The sequence below is a fragment of the Rhizobium sp. R711 genome, from assembly GCF_002211365.1.
GTDB lineage: Bacteria > Pseudomonadota > Alphaproteobacteria > Rhizobiales > Rhizobiaceae > Rhizobium.
The window spans coordinates 1,008,058-1,023,863 of the sequence record NZ_LOKZ01000001.1; the positions used below are offsets into that span (position 1 = coordinate 1,008,058).

14 protein-coding genes are annotated in these 15,806 nt (G+C 61.4%); 7 read left to right on the plus strand and 7 right to left on the minus strand.

The window, feature by feature from the left end; all coding sequences use genetic code 11:
• Positions 1-7: 7 nt before the first annotated feature.
• Complete coding sequence (locus tag ATY80_RS04910) at positions 8-571, minus strand: dihydrofolate reductase family protein (RefSeq protein ID WP_088691295.1); 564 nt, start codon at positions 569-571, stop codon at positions 8-10.
• Positions 572-666: 95 nt separating this feature from the next.
• On the opposite strand from ATY80_RS04910, the gene ATY80_RS04915 reads away from it, so the two are divergent.
• Positions 667-1,173: a helix-turn-helix domain-containing protein gene (locus tag ATY80_RS04915; RefSeq protein WP_088691296.1), complete on the plus strand. Its 507-nt coding sequence runs from the start codon at positions 667-669 to the stop codon at positions 1,171-1,173.
• Here ATY80_RS04915 and ATY80_RS04920 read toward each other — a convergent pair whose 3' ends face one another.
• Together ATY80_RS04920 and ATY80_RS04925 are read right to left on the minus strand one after the other, a co-directional pair.
• The gene (locus ATY80_RS04920; RefSeq protein ID WP_088691297.1) at positions 1,174-1,980 is read right to left on the minus strand and encodes a TIGR02186 family protein; all 807 of its coding nucleotides are present in this window, start codon (positions 1,978-1,980) and stop codon (positions 1,174-1,176) included.
• On the minus strand, positions 1,980-2,900 hold the full coding sequence (locus tag ATY80_RS04925; RefSeq protein ID WP_088691298.1) for a sulfite exporter TauE/SafE family protein: 921 nt from the start codon (positions 2,898-2,900) through the stop codon (positions 1,980-1,982). Before ATY80_RS04925 ends, ATY80_RS04920 begins: the two co-directional genes overlap by 1 nt.
• Before the next feature lie 257 nt (positions 2,901-3,157).
• On the opposite strand from ATY80_RS04925, the gene ATY80_RS04930 reads away from it, so the two are divergent.
• Positions 3,158-3,769 (plus strand): DUF922 domain-containing protein, encoded by a 612-nt coding sequence (locus tag ATY80_RS04930; RefSeq protein ID WP_088691299.1) that lies wholly within the window; start codon positions 3,158-3,160, stop codon positions 3,767-3,769.
• Positions 3,770-3,792: 23 nt separating this feature from the next.
• On the opposite strand, the gene ATY80_RS04935 is transcribed toward ATY80_RS04930, so the two are convergent.
• Positions 3,793-4,428, minus strand: coding sequence for a TerC family protein (locus ATY80_RS04935; protein ID WP_088691300.1), 636 nt, complete (start codon positions 4,426-4,428; stop codon positions 3,793-3,795).
• A 280-nt stretch (positions 4,429-4,708) separates the two neighbouring features.
• Here ATY80_RS04935 and ATY80_RS04940 point away from each other — a divergent pair, with 280 nt between their 5' ends.
• The 5 genes from ATY80_RS04940 to ATY80_RS04960 all read left to right on the plus strand — a co-directional run bounded on the left by ATY80_RS04940 (position 4,709) and on the right by ATY80_RS04960 (position 10,360).
• Complete coding sequence (locus ATY80_RS04940) at positions 4,709-6,331, plus strand: ABC-F family ATP-binding cassette domain-containing protein (protein ID WP_088691500.1); 1,623 nt, start codon at positions 4,709-4,711, stop codon at positions 6,329-6,331.
• A gap of 354 nt (positions 6,332-6,685) precedes the next feature.
• Positions 6,686-8,095 (plus strand): DUF1254 domain-containing protein, encoded by a 1,410-nt coding sequence (locus ATY80_RS04945; protein WP_088691301.1) that lies wholly within the window; start codon positions 6,686-6,688, stop codon positions 8,093-8,095.
• Between the two features lie 70 nt (positions 8,096-8,165).
• Positions 8,166-8,639, plus strand: coding sequence for a VOC family protein (locus tag ATY80_RS04950; RefSeq protein ID WP_088691302.1), 474 nt, complete (start codon positions 8,166-8,168; stop codon positions 8,637-8,639).
• Positions 8,640-8,684: 45 nt separating this feature from the next.
• Positions 8,685-9,800: an NAD(P)/FAD-dependent oxidoreductase gene (locus tag ATY80_RS04955; protein ID WP_088691303.1), complete on the plus strand. Its 1,116-nt coding sequence runs from the start codon at positions 8,685-8,687 to the stop codon at positions 9,798-9,800.
• A 131-nt stretch (positions 9,801-9,931) separates the two neighbouring features.
• Positions 9,932-10,360 (plus strand): plastocyanin/azurin family copper-binding protein, encoded by a 429-nt coding sequence (locus tag ATY80_RS04960; RefSeq protein WP_088691304.1) that lies wholly within the window; start codon positions 9,932-9,934, stop codon positions 10,358-10,360.
• Between the two features lie 68 nt (positions 10,361-10,428).
• On the opposite strand, the gene ATY80_RS04965 is transcribed toward ATY80_RS04960, so the two are convergent.
• From ATY80_RS04965 to ATY80_RS04975, 3 genes are read right to left on the minus strand one after another with little or no spacing between them, the layout of a single operon-like run.
• Positions 10,429-12,642: a 3-hydroxyacyl-CoA dehydrogenase NAD-binding domain-containing protein gene (locus ATY80_RS04965; protein ID WP_088691305.1), complete on the minus strand. Its 2,214-nt coding sequence runs from the start codon at positions 12,640-12,642 to the stop codon at positions 10,429-10,431.
• 12 nt (positions 12,643-12,654) lie between these two features.
• Positions 12,655-13,863, minus strand: a complete 1,209-nt coding sequence (locus ATY80_RS04970; protein ID WP_088691306.1) for an acetyl-CoA C-acetyltransferase — start codon at positions 13,861-13,863, stop codon at positions 12,655-12,657.
• A gap of 36 nt (positions 13,864-13,899) precedes the next feature.
• Positions 13,900-15,696 carry an acyl-CoA dehydrogenase C-terminal domain-containing protein gene (locus ATY80_RS04975; RefSeq protein WP_088691307.1) on the minus strand — a complete coding sequence of 599 codons (1,797 nt, stop codon included), beginning with the start codon at positions 15,694-15,696 and terminating at the stop codon, positions 13,900-13,902.
• Between the last annotated feature and the right edge of the window lie 110 nt (positions 15,697-15,806).

Sequence of the window (15,806 nt, forward strand, 5' to 3'; positions counted from 1 at the left end):
GGCGGCGTTACGCCGTGGCCGGCTCATAGCGCAGGATAACTGCGCCGGCCGCGGTCGTCGCGCTGTCGAGTAGCTTCAGTGGAAGCCGCTGCTTGGCCGGTTTGAAATGCGGATTGCCGCCGCCGAGGATGATAGGCACAAGGCAGATGCGGATTTCATCCACCAGTCCTTCCTTCAGGAGTGAATCCGCCAGTTCGGCGCTGCCGAAAATGAAGATCGACTTGCCGGTTTCGGCCTTCAGCTTCTTGAGTTCCGAGACGGGTTCACTCACGACGCGGGTATTGTTCCAGTCGGCTGTCGTCATCGACCTCGAGACGGCTATCTTGGCAATGCCGTTCATATAGGTCTTGATCTTCTCGCCTTCCTCGTCCGTGGCCGTCGGCCAATAGGCGGCCATACCCTCATATGTCTTGCGGCCGAAGATGAGCAGGTCGCCCTCTTCGCCAAGACGCTCGGAGTACTGTTGCAGTTCGGGACCCCAGACAAGAGTGTGAAAATCGATATCCCAAGGCTTCGTGCCTTCGAAATAGCCGTCAAGCGTCATCAGATTCCAAACGATAAGCTTTCTCATCCCTTCGTCCTCTCTCGAAACTGATTGCAATTAGCAACTGGTTGAAAGCTAGATCGACCGGTGGCAAAATGCAAGCAGTTTCTTGGAAGGTGCTAATGGACGACGCTCACCGCTCCGGCTGCCCGATCAATCTGACGCTCGAGGTTCTCGGCGATCGCTGGAGCCTGATTGTCATCCGCGACATCATGTTCGGCAATCGACGCCATTTCCGCGAACTGCTGCAGAATTCGGAGGAGAGGATTGCCTCGAACATTCTGGCCGATCGCTTGCGTCGCTTGGTCGACAGAGGATTGCTGACCCGTGAGGACGATCCAAGCCATAAGCAGAAGGCAATCTACAGTCTGACCGAAATGGCGATCCAGCTGGTGCCGATCTTCGCGCATATGGGGGCCTGGGGCAGACGACATCTCCCAGTTTCCGAGGAGCTTTCCATCCGGGCCGAGCTTCTGGAGACCGGAGGTGCAGAGCTCTGGGACGCTTTCATGGACGAGTTGCGCGCCAAGCATCTAGGCAAGAAGCTGGCCGCTGGAACGCCGTCCGTGCTCGCACGCCTGACCGAAGCCTATCTCGATGTCGTGGCCCGCAAGGTGAAATCGGCCTGACTAATCCTTGCGGAACACCACGCTGGCGCCCCAGCCGGTGATCAGCGCCAGGAAGACAGAGAGCAGGCCGTAGGCGATCGGCTGCGCGTGCGCCGCGTCGGTAATCATTTGCTCGATCCCGGTCTTGATAACGCGCAGCGGAACCGACTTCTCAGTGACGAAGCTACCACTCTTGAAGAGATAGGCGCGTACGGTGTGCACCCCGTTCGGAATGTTTGCCGGTAGTCGCAGACTTGCCTTGAAGAGGCTGGAACTGACGAAACGCACACCGCTCGGGTCGCGATCGTAGAGCCCCCCGTTTTCCTGCAGCCGGCGAAAGGCCTGCCGAAACTCGCCGAGATTGCTGGCATTGCCGACGAAGCCGACCGGTGTCAGCGGAATATGGTCGATTCCGATCCCCATATCCGTCAGGTCGAGCGGCGTGGTGATATCATCCAGCATGCGCGAACTCGACATCGAATAGGAGTGTGGCACAGCCTCGAAGGTCATCGAGCGCGTATTGACCCAAATGCCGAACACGCGCTCCTTCCGGCGCACTGTCGCATTTTCCCGTGGCCCCTCAAGAACAACGACCACATCATACTGGCCGATCGCCAAAAGCAGGCTGTCGGTGTTGGTCACGGCTCCAAAGATCGTCAGATCCGCGCCGCGGAAATCCGAGGTGATGGCGATTTCGCTGGTGGATGTACCGATCTCAAGCCCTTCGGCGGTCGCTTGTGTAGCCTGGCCCGGGAGCAGCATCTGCGCGGTCGCGATACCAGGTAGCATCGTGGCGCAGAACAGCAGAGCGGCGAGGAAGCGGCGCATCAATTAGCTCCCATGACCACGGAATAGACATCCGCCGGCGTTACGACGAGCGCAATGGCAAGGCGAAGGCCAACGGCGAGTACGAGAAGCCCGAGCAGCGCACGCAGTTGCTCGCCGCGCAGCTTCTGTCCCACACGCACGCCATATTGTGCGCCGACCACGCCGGCAATCATCAGGATGAACGCGAGCACGATATCGACCGAGAAGTTGGTGGCGGCTTGTACGACCGTTGTATAGGCGGTCACGAAGATGATCTGGAACAGCGATGTACCAACAACCACGTTCGTCGGGATGCGCAGGAGATAGATCATCGCCGGCACCATGATGAAGCCGCCGCCGACGCCCATGACCGACGTCAGGATGCCGATGCCGAAGCCAAGGGCAACGACAGGGATCACGCTCAGGAAGATCTTCGACTTCTTGAACCGCATCTTGAGCGGTAGCTTGTGCACCCAATGATGATGGCCGGGGCGTCGTGGTGTCGGCGGCACGTTCTTCGCCGCTCGGCGCATGGCATTGATGCTTTCGAGCAGCATGAGCCCGCCAACCATGCCGAGAAAGATGACGTATAGCAGCGAGATGATAAGATCGAGCTGGCCGATTTGCCTGAGCAGCGAGAAGATCCAGATGCCGACCGTCGCGCCGGTCAGACCGCCGATGAGCAGCACGGTTCCGAGTTTCACGTCGAGCGTTCCGCGCCGGAAATGCGTGATGGCACCCGATATGGAGGAGGCGACAACCTGGTTGGCGCCGGTGGCGACGGCGACGACCGGTGGGATGTTGTAGAAGATCAGCAGCGGCGTGATCAGGAAGCCGCCGCCGACACCGAACATTCCGGAGAGAAAGCCGACGGCTGCCCCCATGCCGAGAATGATGAAGATGTTCACCGACAATTCTGCGATAGGCAGATAGATTGTCACAGCAGACCCCGATCTATGAACTGCCCCCGCAGGCAGGCGTTCCTACATCCCGTTCGAATGGCGCATCATACGGTGAAATCGTTGCCAGAGGATTTCGATACGCGACGTGCAATCCGCTCGATAGTGTGATCACTCTCGAATATTCAGGCTTTTTTTGGGTTTTATGACAGACCTTTAGAGAGGTGAGCCCGATCCATCGTTATGCTTGATCCGTTGCAGTTGAACGTGACGCACCTGCCAACTAGGGTCGACACGGCATGATCCGGGGGATTCGCGTGAAGGCAGGATTGGTTCGTTGGTTGTTGGCTGCTTCGGTCTTGCAGCCGATCGCAGCAAGGGCGGAATGGCAACCGGTTGAACAGGTGCAGACATATGCGGTGACCGGCAGTTCCGGTGCGGCGCTCTACGATTCCATCGGCGAGCACGGTCCCGAGCTTGGCGGCGGTCGCGCGGTGGCGCATACGACGTTTAAGCTGACTTGGACCAGAAAATACGAGCGCCGGGGAAACGCCTGCGTACTTGCCGTGGCGCGGCCGAAGCTGATTATCACCTATACACTGCCGAAGCCCGCCACAAAGCTTCCCACGGCCACGCAGGCAAGCTGGGCGACTTTCATTGCCGGAATTGAAACGCATGAGCGGGTGCACGGCGACTATATCAAGGAAATGGTCAGGGACATCGAGGCGATGAGCATCGGTTTTTCCGCCGACGATGACCCTGACTGCAGCAAGATCCGGGTCGAACTCACGAAGCGGCTTGGCGAACTTTCCGCGCGACAGCGACAGCAGGGGCGCGATTTCGACAAGCTGGAGATGAGCGAGGGTGGCAATATCCGCCGTCTCGTCCTGCAGCTGGTGAACGGCCCCTGAGGGCCGTTCGAACCTAGGCCGGATTAGCCCAAGGCGGCAGCAGCGACCGGAGCCAGGTGCGGCCAGACTTCCAGGGTGCCGCGATAGATCATGTTCAGCGCCACATAGATGATGATGGCCAGACCAAGATAAGCGATCCAGTGGTAGCGGTTGAGCAGGCGTGCGATGAAGTTCGCCGCGATCCCCATCATGGCGATCGACAGGATCAGGCCGATGACAAGGATCGTCGGGTGCTCGCGGGCGGCCCCTGCGACGGCAAGCACGTTGTCGAGCGACATCGACACGTCGGCGATGACGATCTGGCTGGCTGCCTGGAAGAAGGTCTTCTTCGGTGCCGCCGCGCCGCCCTCGGCACCATCTGCTTCGCCGCTGCTGCCGTTGCGCAGATCGCGCCACATCTTCCAGCAGACCCAGAGCAGGAGAATACCACCGGCCAGCAGCAGGCCGATGATCTCGAGAAGCTGGACGGTGACGCTGGCAAGCGCGATGCGCAGCACGGTGGCAGCAAGAATACCGACGAGAATCGCCTTCTTGCGCTGGTCGGCCGGCAGCCCGGCTGCGGCAAGGCCGATGACTACGGCGTTGTCGCCGGCGAGCACGAGGTCGATGAGAACGACCTGCAGAAGTGCCAGCAAGCCGGCCGAAGTGAAGATTTCCATGATGTGACAATCCCTGACATATGCAAAACGCCCCCCGGCGTGCTGACAACGCATAAATGATCGCTGATCGGCTGATCAAGTGGCGTGGGCGCATTGCGGAAAAGTTCTGCCGGCCGTTGCAGTTCCGTCCAGCCGACAAACGCCCTTCATTTTCCTGACTTAAGCTTCTTTGCACGGGCCGGGATTGGCCATGACGCGGCGAACGTGCTAGCGAGAGCCGCAAAACGCCCCGGCCCGCATGGTCGAGGGGCATAGCAACGCTTTCGGACTCCACGCAGACATGATTCGCATCGAGAATATCAGCAAGCAAAACAGCCACCGGATCCTCTTTATCGAGGCCTCCGCAGCCCTCAACAAAGGCGAGAAGATTGGTCTCGTCGGCCCGAACGGCGCCGGCAAGACGACGCTCTTTCGCATGATCACGGGGCAGGAGCAGCCCGACGAAGGCCAAGTCGCCGCCGAAAAGGGTGTGACGATCGGCTATTTCAATCAGGATGTCGGCGAGATGGAGGGCCGCAGCGCCGTGGCCGAGGTCATGGAAGGCGCCGGCCCCGTCAGCGTCGTCGCAGCGGAGCTGCGTGAGCTCGAAGCGGAAATGATCGACCCCGACAAGCTCGACAAGATGGACCGGATCATCGAGCGCTACGGCGAAGTCCAGGCGCGCTACGAGGAGCTAGACGGCTATGCGCTCGAGGGCCGTGCGCGCGAAGTTTTGGCCGGCCTGAGCTTCACGCAGGAAATGATGGATGGCGATGTCGGTGCGCTGTCGGGCGGCTGGAAGATGCGCGTGGCACTCGCGCGCATTCTGCTGATGCGCCCTGATGTCATGCTGCTCGACGAACCGAGCAACCACTTGGACCTCGAGAGCCTGATCTGGCTGGAAGATTTCCTGAAGACCTACGACGGCGCGTTGCTGATGACCTCGCACGACCGCGAGTTCATGAACCGCATCGTCGGCAAGATCATCGAGATCGACGCCGGCTCGCTGAACAGCTACTCCGGCGATTACGGGTTCTACGAGCAGCAGCGGGCGCAGAACGAGAAGCAGCAGCAGGCGCAGTTCGAGCGCCAGCAGGCGATGCTTGCCAAGGAAATCAAGTTCATCGAGCGCTTCAAGGCGCGCGCCTCGCACGCCTCGCAGGTGCAGAGCCGCGTGAAAAAACTTGAGAAAATCGACCGGGTCGAGCCGCCGAAGCGCCGCCAAACCGTCGCCTTCGACTTCCTGCCGGCACCACGCTCCGGCGAAGACGTGATCAACCTCAAGAATGTTCACAAGAAGTACGGCAGCCGGACCATCTACGAAGGTCTGGACTTCATGGTCCGCCGCAAGGAACGCTGGTGCATCATGGGCATCAACGGCGCCGGCAAGTCGACCCTGCTGAAGCTGGTGGCTGGCTCCACCGAACCGGATCAGGGCAGCGTCGCTCTCGGCGCCAGCGTCAAGATGGGCTATTTCGCGCAGCATGCGATGGATCTGCTCGACGGCGAGCGGACGGTGCTGGAATGGCTGGAAGATTCCTTCCCGCAGGCGGGGCAGGCCCCGCTGCGCGCACTTGCCGGATGCTTCGGCTTCTCCGGCGACGACGTCGAAAAGAAGTGCCGCGTGTTGTCGGGTGGCGAAAAAGCGCGGCTGGTCATGGCCAAGATGCTCTTCGATCCGCCGAACTTGCTCGTCCTCGACGAGCCGACCAACCATCTGGATCTCGATACCAAGGAAATGCTGATCAAGGCGCTGTCGCAATATGAGGGCACGATGCTGTTCGTCTCGCACGACCGGCATTTCCTCGCGGCGCTCTCCAACCGCGTGCTGGAGCTGACCCCTGACGGCATCCATCAGTATGGCGGTGGCTATACGGAATACGTCGAGCGCACCGGTTACGAGGCACCCGGCCTGCAGGGCTGAGAAGAACGTCGCGACCGCCGGCCTGTGCGTTCGATACAAAGCAGATGCCTCGCCGGGATGCCGTCCTTTGAGGTCGGCCCGGCTATCCCTCGCCGCCTCGGCCAAGCGGCGCTCCAGATCACGGTATTCCGCCGTGAATGATCTGGCGCCGGTCCTCGTTGGCGCGTAAGGCGGGAATAGAGGTGATAGCCGGAATCGTGCTGTGCCGTCGCCAGCTTGCCCGGCATGCGCGGCCGCGGCAGCAGGCGGGGATGGCCGCCGCCTTTTGCGGGCCGATTTACCGTAACGTACTTCCGATTTGCGTTTCTCAGGCATTCACTCCCCAAAGCGCATCAGGATCGGAGGAATGCCATCATGAGGTTCATCGCTTTACTGTGCACATTGCTGCTCGCGGGCCCCGCGCTTTCTGCGGACAAGGCGATGCGGCAGACATTTGACCAGGAAATAGAGCGCAAGGCGGTCCAGGCCGTCGTATGGGGAATACCGGCAGTCAACTACGATCTGATGCGGCAGGAAATGCTTGCCAAGACACCAGGGAAGGTCGGACAGGTCATCTACTGGGGGCGTCCGCTGGATTGGAGAAACCAGACGCTGACGCCCAATCCCGACGCCCTGTACTTCATGGTTTTCTTCAGCACGAAGGATGGCCCTGTCGTTCTCGATCTGCCACCGGCCGGGGAAAAGGCCTCCTTCAACGGCAACATCGTTACCGCATGGCAGTTGCCGCTCGAGGATGCCGGCCTGCTTGGATACGACAAGGGCAAGGGCGGCAAGTTCGTCGTCCTGCCTCCAGGCTACAAGGAAAAGCTGCCGGACGGGTTCATTCCACTGCAGTCCGAAGTCTACGGCGGCTACATGCTGTTTCGTTCGAACCTCGCAAGCCATGACGATGCCGATGTCCAGGCCTCCATCGACTACGGAAGGAAGCTTAGGGTCTATCCCCTGTCGACCGCAGGCAATCCGTCGGAGACCGTCTTCTCCGACGTCAAGGATACCGTGTTCGACTCCACGATCAGATGGGACGAGAGCTTTTTCGACAATCTGAATCGTGTCATCCAGGAAGAACCCTGGATCGCCCGCGACCGCGTGATGATCGACCAGCTGAAGTCCCTCGGAATCGAGAAGGGCAAACCATTTGAGCCGGATCAGCACACGAAATCCTTGCTGACCAAGGGCATCAAGGAGGCCGAGACGCTGCTGGAGGCAAAATACGATGCCGGCCTGCCGCCATTCTTTACCGAAAAGAGCCGATGGACTTTCCCGGCCTATCCGGATCTTATCACCGCCGCGCAATCCAACTTCGATGCGCCGGACGCCTATCCGGTCGACCATCGCGGCGTCGCTTACAGCTACGCCTATATCGGCATCAAGAGGCTGGGGGCCGGCCAATTCTATTCGATCTCGATCCGCGACAAGAACGGCGACGCCTTCGACGGCAGCGGGACCTATCACCTGAATATACCCGCCGATGTTCCCGTTCAGCAGTATTGGTCGGTGACGGCCTATGACCGGCAGACGCACGCGCTGATCAAGAATGTCGCGCGTGCAAGCCGCTCATCGCAGATTCCCGATCTAGTGAAGAACAGCGATGGTTCTGTCGATCTCTACTTTGGTCCCAAGGCCCCGAAGGGCAAGGACGCCAACTGGGTGCCGACCGATCCGAAGCGGTCGTTCGAACTGATGTTCCGCGCCTATGGTCCGACGAAGGAGTTCTTCGACAAGAAATGGATTCTACCCGATGTGGTCAAAATCACCACGCGCTAGGTGGAGAAAGGTGGCTTGCCTCTTATGTCAAGGAAGGGAATAGCAAGCGAAGAGCGAAAGGACTCGCGCAATGGCCAAGAACACGATCTGCCTGTGGTACGACAAGGACGCCGAGGCTGCAGCCCGGTTCTACGCCGAAACTTTTCCCGACAGCGCGGTGGGTGCCGTCATCCGTGCGCCCGGAGATTATCCCGACGGCAAGCAGGGAGATGTGCTGGTGGTCGAGTTCACCGTTGCCGGCATTCCCTGTATCGGCCTGAACGGAGGGCCTGTGTTCAAGCACAACGAAGCCTTCTCGTTTCAGATCGCCACCGACAACCAGGAGGAAACCGACCGCTATTGGAACGCAATCGTCGGCAACGGCGGCCAGGAAAGCGAGTGCGGCTGGTGCAAGGACAGATGGGGCCTGTCCTGGCAGATCACCCCACGGGTGCTGACCGAAGCGCTGGCGATCGGCGGTGACGAGGCAAAGCGCGCCTTCGATGCGATGATGACCATGAGGAAGATCGACGTCGCGGCGATCGAAGCGGCGCGGCGCGGCTAGTCCATAGTATAATTCGCGCAGACCTCTGGCAGCTGCGAGATCTCCATGACGGATGCAGAGACGATCATCATCGGAGCCGGACCGGCGGGATTGGCCTGCGCCGCGGCGCTGCACGTACGGGGCCGCTCGTTTCTGGTGCTCGAGAAGGGCGATACGTTGGCAGCGTCCTGGCATCACCACTACGACCGCCTTCGTCTGCACACCCACAAGATGCACTCAGCGCTGCCGGGAATGCCGATGCCGCGACGGTTTCCAAGGTACCCGTCGCGGCTGCAGGTCATCGAGTATCTCGAAACCTACAGCTCGTCGAACGACATCGAGGTCAGATTTGGCGTGCTCGCGACGGCGATCCGAAAGCACAAGACGTGGACCGTGGAGAGTTCCGACGGAACATTCGAGGCAAGCAATATCATCATGGCGACCGGCCTCGCGAACGCGCCGATACGGCCGACCTGGGAAGGGCAGGGGCGGTTTGCCGGCAAGCTTCTGCACTCCTCGGAGTTCAGGAATGCTGGGGAGCTTGCGGCCGAGCGCGTCCTCGTTGTCGGTTTTGGCAACTCGGCCGGCGAGATCGCGCTTGAATGCGCCGAGGCCGGCTTCGATGTCGCGATGTCCGTGCGCGGCCCGGTCAATGTCGTGCCGCTCGAGCTGTTCGGACTGACGAGCGCCAGCATCGCCATCGCTGAGCAGTTCCTTCCCTATCGCCTGGTCGATGCTGTGAACGCGCTGATCCTCAGCCTGCGGTTCGGCGATCTCGGGAAATTTGGGCTGAAGCGGGCAAAAGACGGGCCACTGGCCGGTATCATCGAACGGGGCCGCACGCCTCTGATCAATATCGGAACGATCGAGCGCATCCGGTCGGGGGATATCAAGGTGTTCCCCGCAATCTCGACGTCAGAGGAGTGGCGCGTGCATTTCGTCGACGGCCGATCCGCGATCTTCGACGCGATCGTCCTGGCGACCGGTTGCCGGCCCGGGCTCGAGGCGCTTCTGCCCGATTTCCCACAGCGATTTGGCGACGCCGACGGCCCTGGCCGCGGCGTGCTGCAGCCGGCGAATGACGGCCTTTACTTTTGCGGCTTCACCGCCGTGCCGACCGGCCTGCTCCGGGAAATAGGCCGTGAGGCGGAGAAGATTGCCGCATCGATCGCCGGCAGATGAGGCGTTGCACACCGCCCGTTCCGAGCGCCGACGTCGCGTTGCGGAGCCTGTGACGGTTGAACCAGCCCTTCAGGTGAGTGTCAGACGTGCTGCCTACACGAAGCGCGGGCTGCAACGGAAAGGCTGATTTGATGAACAGGTACGCATGGTACGCTCTCGCCGCATCTGCCGCGGTCGCAATTGCTTCGCCATCATGGGCGGCGACGACCGTGAAGGTCACCGAAGGTGGCGAGGGCGGAGGGCCGATGACGCTGACGCTGGACCAGACCACGATCAAGGCGGGCGAAACGATCTTCGCCGTTCACAACGACGCGATGACCGAGGAGCACGAGATGGTGCTCGTCAAGCTGAAATCTCCCGACCAGAAGATCCCGGTGATTGCTTCCAGACATCGGGTCGACGAAAAGCAGCTCAAGAGCATCGGCGAAGTCTCGGACCTTAAGCCGGGTGCAGACGGGCAGTTGAAAGCGAAACTCGCCCCCGGCGCCTATCTGCTGCTATGCAATATCAAAGGGCATTACGAAGCTGGCATGCAGGCCGGCCTGACGGTTACCAGATAGCTGTCAGCGGAGACCGAAAGCCAGCCGAAAGCACCGGCTGGCTTTTGCTTGAGAGTGCCCGGGGCGGATTAAGCCGCCGCCTTCTCCTTCGTATGAGGATCAAAACGGCCATAGAAGGTCTCGCCCTTGGCGGCCATGTCCTTCAGCAGTGCCGTCGGCTTGAAGTGTGCGCCGTAGGTTGCCGCAAGCTTCTCGCAGAGCCCCACGAAGGTCTTCACGCCCATGCCGTCGATGTAGGAGAGTACGCCGCCGGTGTAGGGGGCGAAGCCGAAGCCGAGGATGGAGCCGACGTCGGCCTCGCGCGGATCGGTAACGATGCCTTCCTCGATGGTACGCGCCGCCTCCAGCGCGATAGTGGCGAGGAAACGTTGCTTCAGAACTTCGACATCGACCTCCTCCGCCTTCTTCTGCGGGTAGAAGGTCTTCAGGTCCGGCCAAAGCGACTTCTTGGCCGGTTTCGCTGGATAATCGTAGAAGCCCTTGCCATTCTTGCGGCCGCGACGGTCGAGCTCGTCGACCATCTTGTTGATCAGCGCCATGTGCTTCGGATCGACGGCGGCCTCGCCGAGATCGGCGACGGTGGCCTTGAGGATCTTCTGCGACAGATCGATCGCCACCTCGTCATTGAGGGATAGCGGTCCAACCGGCATGCCGGCCATCTTGGCGGCATTCTCGATCATCGCGGGCGGGACGCCCTCGATCAGCATATCATAGGCTTCGTGGATGTAGCGGAAGACGCAGCGGTTGACGAAGAAGCCACGCGTGTCGTTGACAACGATCGGCGTCTTCCTGATCGCGGCGACATAATCGAGCGCGACGGCCAGCGCCTTGTCGCCGGTCTGCTTGCCGAGAATGACCTCCGTCAGCATCATCTTCTCGACCGGCGAGAAGAAATGCACGCCGATGAAATCGGCCGGGCGCTTGGAGTTCTTAGCAAGACCCGTGATCGGCAGCGTCGAGGTGTTGGAGGCGAAGATGGCGCCTTCAGGCAACACGGCCTCAACGGCCTCGATGACGGCCTTCTTGACCTCACGATCCTCGAACACGGCCTCGATGACGAGATCGGCATCGGCAAGGTCGGCATAATCAGCGGAGGGGATGATGCGCGAGAGTAGTGCTGCACCCTCATCTTGCGTAAGGCGGCCCTTACCGATTGAGTCCTTCACCAAGCCTTCGCCGACGCCCTTGCCCTTGGTTGCGGCCTCGATGTCACGGTCAACAAGGGTGACGGGGATGCCGGCGGCGGCGGTTACATAGGCGATCGAGGCTCCCATGAAACCGGCGCCGACGACACCCACTTTCTTCAACTCCGCTTTTGGGACTCCGGCGGGGCGGCGGGCCCCTTTGCCGAGCTCCTGCATGGAGATGAAGAGCGAACGGATCATCGAGAAGGCTTCGCTGGTCTGCAGGATCTCGGTGAAGTAGCGCTGTTCGATCTTGAGGCCGGTGTCGAAGGGCACCTGCAGGCCTTCATACACGCATTTGAGGATGGCGAGGGCTGCCGGATAGTTGCCTGATGTCTCGCGGCGCAGGATCGCCGGTGCGGCCGGCCAGAGCTGCGCTGCCGCCGGCGTCCAGATGCCGCCGCCGGGCGCCTTGAAGCCCTTCTCGTCCCAGGGGGCGACAGGCTTCAGTCCGTCCTTGATCATCTGTTTGGCGGCAGGGATCAGCTGATCCGGCTCGACGACCTGATGCACGAGGTTCATCGCCTTGGCGCGCGCTGCCGTCAGCGATTGGCCCGTCGTCATCATCTGCAGGGCAGACTGGGCATCCGCCAGGCGCGAGACGCGCTGCGTGCCGCCGGCGCCGGGGAAAATGCCGACCTTGACCTCGGGCAGTGCCATCTTCACCGACTTGGCATTCGAGGCGACGCGACCGTGGCAGGCGAGCGACATTTCGAAGGCGCCGCCCATGCAGGTGCCGTTGATCGCCGAGACCCAGGGTTTGCCCGAGGTTTCGATCTTGCGGAACAGGCCGGTCATGCGGCCGACGAGATCGAACAGCTTCTGGGCGGCGCCATCAGGGTTGGTGGCCTTCTCGTGCTGGTAGAGCGAGAACATCGACTTGATCATCGAGAGATCCGCGCCGCCGGAAAAGCTCGACTTGCCCGAGGTGATGACCGCGCCCTTGACGGCGCCATCCGCAACCACGGCGTCGACGATGGCATTCAACTCGTCCATCACCTCCTCGGTGAAGACGTTCATGGACTTGCCGGGCATGTCCCAAGTGACAAGCGCGATGCCGTCTGCGTCTGTTTCGACGGTGAAGTTCTTGTAGGTCATCGTCTCTCTCCCTTAGACGCGTTCGATTACCGTTGCCGTGCCCATGCCGGCGCCGATGCAGAGCGTGACGAGCGCGGTGTTCAGGTCGCGCCGCTCCAGTTCGTCCAGCACCGTGCCCAGGATCATCGCACCGGTGGCGCCGAGCGGGTGGCCCATGGCGATTGCGCCGCCATTGACGTTGATCTTGTCGTGCGGGACCTCGAAGGCCTGCATGAAGCGCAGCACGACGGCGGCAAAGGCCTCGTTGAGTTCGAAGAGATCGATGTCGGCAAGCGTCATGCCCGTGCGCTTCAGCAGTTTCTCGGTAACGTCGACCGGGCCGGTCAGCATCAGCGCCGGGTCGGAGCCGATGTTGGCGAAGGCCTTGATGCGGCCGCGGGGCTTCACGCCCATGCTCTCGCCGCCGGCCTTGGAGCCGAGCAGCACGGCGGCCGCGCCATCGACGATGCCGGAGGAATTGCCGGCGTGGTGGACATAGTTGAGGCGCTCTACTTCCGGATGGGCCTGGATGGCGACGGCTTCGAAGCCGCCCATCTCGCCCGGCATCTGGAAGGAGGGGTTGAGCGCCGCCAGGGCCTGCATGTCTGTACCCGGGCGCATATGCTCGTCATGGGCGAGGATAACAAGGCCGTTCTGGTCTTTCACCGGGATGACGGAATTCTTGAAGTAGCCCTTCTCCCAGGCATTTGCCGCGCGCTTCTGGCTCTCGACAGCATAGGCGTCGACGTCGTCGCGCGAGAAGCCGTACTTGGTGGCGATCAGGTCGGCCGATACGCCTTGCGGCATGAAGTAGGCAGGGAAGTTCACCGACGGGTCCATGAACCATGCGCCGCCGGACATGCCGAGGCCGACGCGCGACATGCTCTCGACGCCGCCTGCGATGACGATGTCATCGGCACCCTGGGCGATCTTCGCCGCGCCGAAATTCACCGCGTCGAGACCGGAGGCGCAAAAGCGGGAGATCTGCATGCCGGGCGCCTTGGTGGAGTAGCCTGCCTCGAAGGCGGCACCGCGTGGGATCACCGCGCCTGCTTCCATGACAGGGTCGACGCAGCCCATGACGATGTCGTCAACCGTTGCCGTATCAAGCCCGTTGCGATCGCGGATCGCCTCCAGCGTCTTTGCTGCCAGCCGCACCGACGGCACCTCGTGCAGCGAGCCATCCTTCTTGCCCCGGCCGCGTGGCGTACGCACGTGGTCGTAAATGAAAACCTCGGTCATTCCTCTATCTCCCTATCGGCGCGGGCGCCGTTGAACTCAAAAGGCCTCGGCGGCCAAGGTCATCATCGTTTCCGCGCCGGTCTCGATCCGGGCCTTGCGCAGCGCCGTTTCCGGCATGATCCGCTCCATGAAGAAACGGGCGGTGATCAGCTTGTTGCGAAGGAACGCCTCGCGCTCCGCCTCTCCTGCCGCAAGGCCGTCCTCGGCAGCCTTCGCCATCTTCGCCCACATATAGCCGAGTACGACAAGGCCGAAGAGGTGCATGTAGTCGGTCGAGCCGGCGCCGGCATTGTCAGGCTTGGCCATGGCGTGCTGCATGAACCACATGGTCGCCGCCTGCACGTCGTTCAAGCCCTTCTTCAGGTTCTTGGTGAAGAAGGTCATCTGCTCGTCGTTGCGGTTCTCTTCGCAGAAATCACCGATCTCCTTGAACAGCGCCATGACGGCGCGGCCACCGTTCTGTGCAAGCTTGCGGCCAACGAGATCGAGCGCCTGAATGCCGTTGGCGCCTTCGTAGATCATGGCGATGCGCGCATCGCGCACATACTGGCTCATGCCGTGCTCTTCGATGTAGCCGTGGCCGCCGAAGACCTGCTGGGCCATGACGGCGTGGTCGAAGCCCTTGTCGGTCAGGACGCCCTTGAGGATTGGGGTGACGAGGCCGAGAATGTCGTCGGCCGTCTGGCGCTCCTTCTCGTCCGCCGAACGGTGGGCGATATCGGATTTCAGCGCCGTCCATAGCAGGAAGGCGCGGCCGGCCTCGTTGAAGGCGCGGATCGTCATCAGCGAGCGGCGGATGTCGGGATGCACGATGATCGGATCGGCTTGTCTGTCCGGCGCCTTCGGGCCTGACAGAGAACGGCCCTGGATGCGCTCGCGGGCGTAGTTGACGGCGTTCTGGTAGGCGATCTCGGAGATTGCCAGTCCCTGCAGGCCGACGCTGAGACGCGCCTCGTTCATCATCACGAACATGGCACTGAGGCCCCTGTTCTCAGCGCCGATGAGGAAGCCGGTCGCCCCGTCATAATTCATGACGCAGGTGGCATTGCCGTGAATGCCCATCTTGTGCTCGATCGCACCGCAGGAGACCTGGTTGCGCTCGCCAACCGTGCCATCCGCCGTGACGAGATATTTCGGCACGATGAACAACGAAATGCCCTTGGTGCCCTCGGGTGCACCCTCGATGCGGGCCAGTACGAGATGCACGATGTTGTCCGTCATGTCGTGCTCACCGGCGGAGATGAAGATCTTCTGGCCGGAGATCTTGTAGCTGCCGTCACCTTGAGGCACCGCCTTGGTGCGCAGGAGGCCGAGATCGGTGCCGCAATGCGGCTCGGTGAGGTTCATGGTGCCGGACCATTCGCCGGAGACCATCTTCGGCAGGTAAGTCTGCTTCTGCTCGTCCGATCCATGAACGAGGATAGCCGCGATCGCACCCTGGGTCAGCCCGGGATACATCATCAGCGACATGTTGGCGGCGGAGGTATATTCGCCGACGGCGGCATGCAGCGCATAGGGAAGACCCTGGCCGCCGAATTCCTCGGGAACGGCAAGCCCGATCCAGCCGCCCTGGCAATAGGCGTCATAGCCGCCCTTGAAACCATTAGGCACGGAGACCGAACCATCGTCGTGGCGTACGCAGCCTTCCTGATCGCCGGAATAGTTGAGCGGGAAGAGCGCTTCCTCGGCAACCTTCGCGGCCTCGCCGAGGATCGCCTCGATCATGTCAGGCGTCGCGTCGGCAAACCCCGGGAGATTATTGTAGCGTTCCAGGCCGAGCACGTCGTTCAGCACGAAGAGCGTGTCGTTAACCGGGGCCTTGTAGACTGGCATCGTTCGAATTCCTCCAATTCGGCACGCCGGACGAAACCGGCATTTGAGAGTCTCTTACAAAATATTGACGTTTGCGTAAACGTCAAATGTTGATGTCGCGCGAATTTGTG

Bases quoted from the DNA above. Each gene is read 5' to 3' on its own strand.
- ATY80_RS04910 (WP_088691295.1), bottom strand. From the start codon at position 571: ATGAGAAAGCTTATCGTTTGGAATCTGATGACGCTTGACGGCTATTTC.
- ATY80_RS04915 (WP_088691296.1), top strand. From the start codon at position 667: ATGGACGACGCTCACCGCTCCGGCTGCCCGATCAATCTGACGCTCGAG.
- ATY80_RS04920 (WP_088691297.1), bottom strand. From the start codon at position 1,980: ATGCGCCGCTTCCTCGCCGCTCTGCTGTTCTGCGCCACGATGCTACCT.
- ATY80_RS04930 (WP_088691299.1), top strand. From the start codon at position 3,158: ATGATCCGGGGGATTCGCGTGAAGGCAGGATTGGTTCGTTGGTTGTTG.
- ATY80_RS04935 (WP_088691300.1), bottom strand. From the start codon at position 4,428: ATGGAAATCTTCACTTCGGCCGGCTTGCTGGCACTTCTGCAGGTCGTT.
- ATY80_RS04940 (WP_088691500.1), top strand. From the start codon at position 4,709: ATGATTCGCATCGAGAATATCAGCAAGCAAAACAGCCACCGGATCCTC.
- ATY80_RS04945 (WP_088691301.1), top strand. From the start codon at position 6,686: ATGAGGTTCATCGCTTTACTGTGCACATTGCTGCTCGCGGGCCCCGCG.
- ATY80_RS04950 (WP_088691302.1), top strand. From the start codon at position 8,166: ATGGCCAAGAACACGATCTGCCTGTGGTACGACAAGGACGCCGAGGCT.
- ATY80_RS04955 (WP_088691303.1), top strand. From the start codon at position 8,685: ATGACGGATGCAGAGACGATCATCATCGGAGCCGGACCGGCGGGATTG.
- ATY80_RS04960 (WP_088691304.1), top strand. From the start codon at position 9,932: ATGAACAGGTACGCATGGTACGCTCTCGCCGCATCTGCCGCGGTCGCA.
- ATY80_RS04965 (WP_088691305.1), bottom strand. From the start codon at position 12,642: ATGACCTACAAGAACTTCACCGTCGAAACAGACGCAGACGGCATCGCG.
- ATY80_RS04970 (WP_088691306.1), bottom strand. From the start codon at position 13,863: ATGACCGAGGTTTTCATTTACGACCACGTGCGTACGCCACGCGGCCGG.
- ATY80_RS04975 (WP_088691307.1), bottom strand. From the start codon at position 15,696: ATGCCAGTCTACAAGGCCCCGGTTAACGACACGCTCTTCGTGCTGAAC.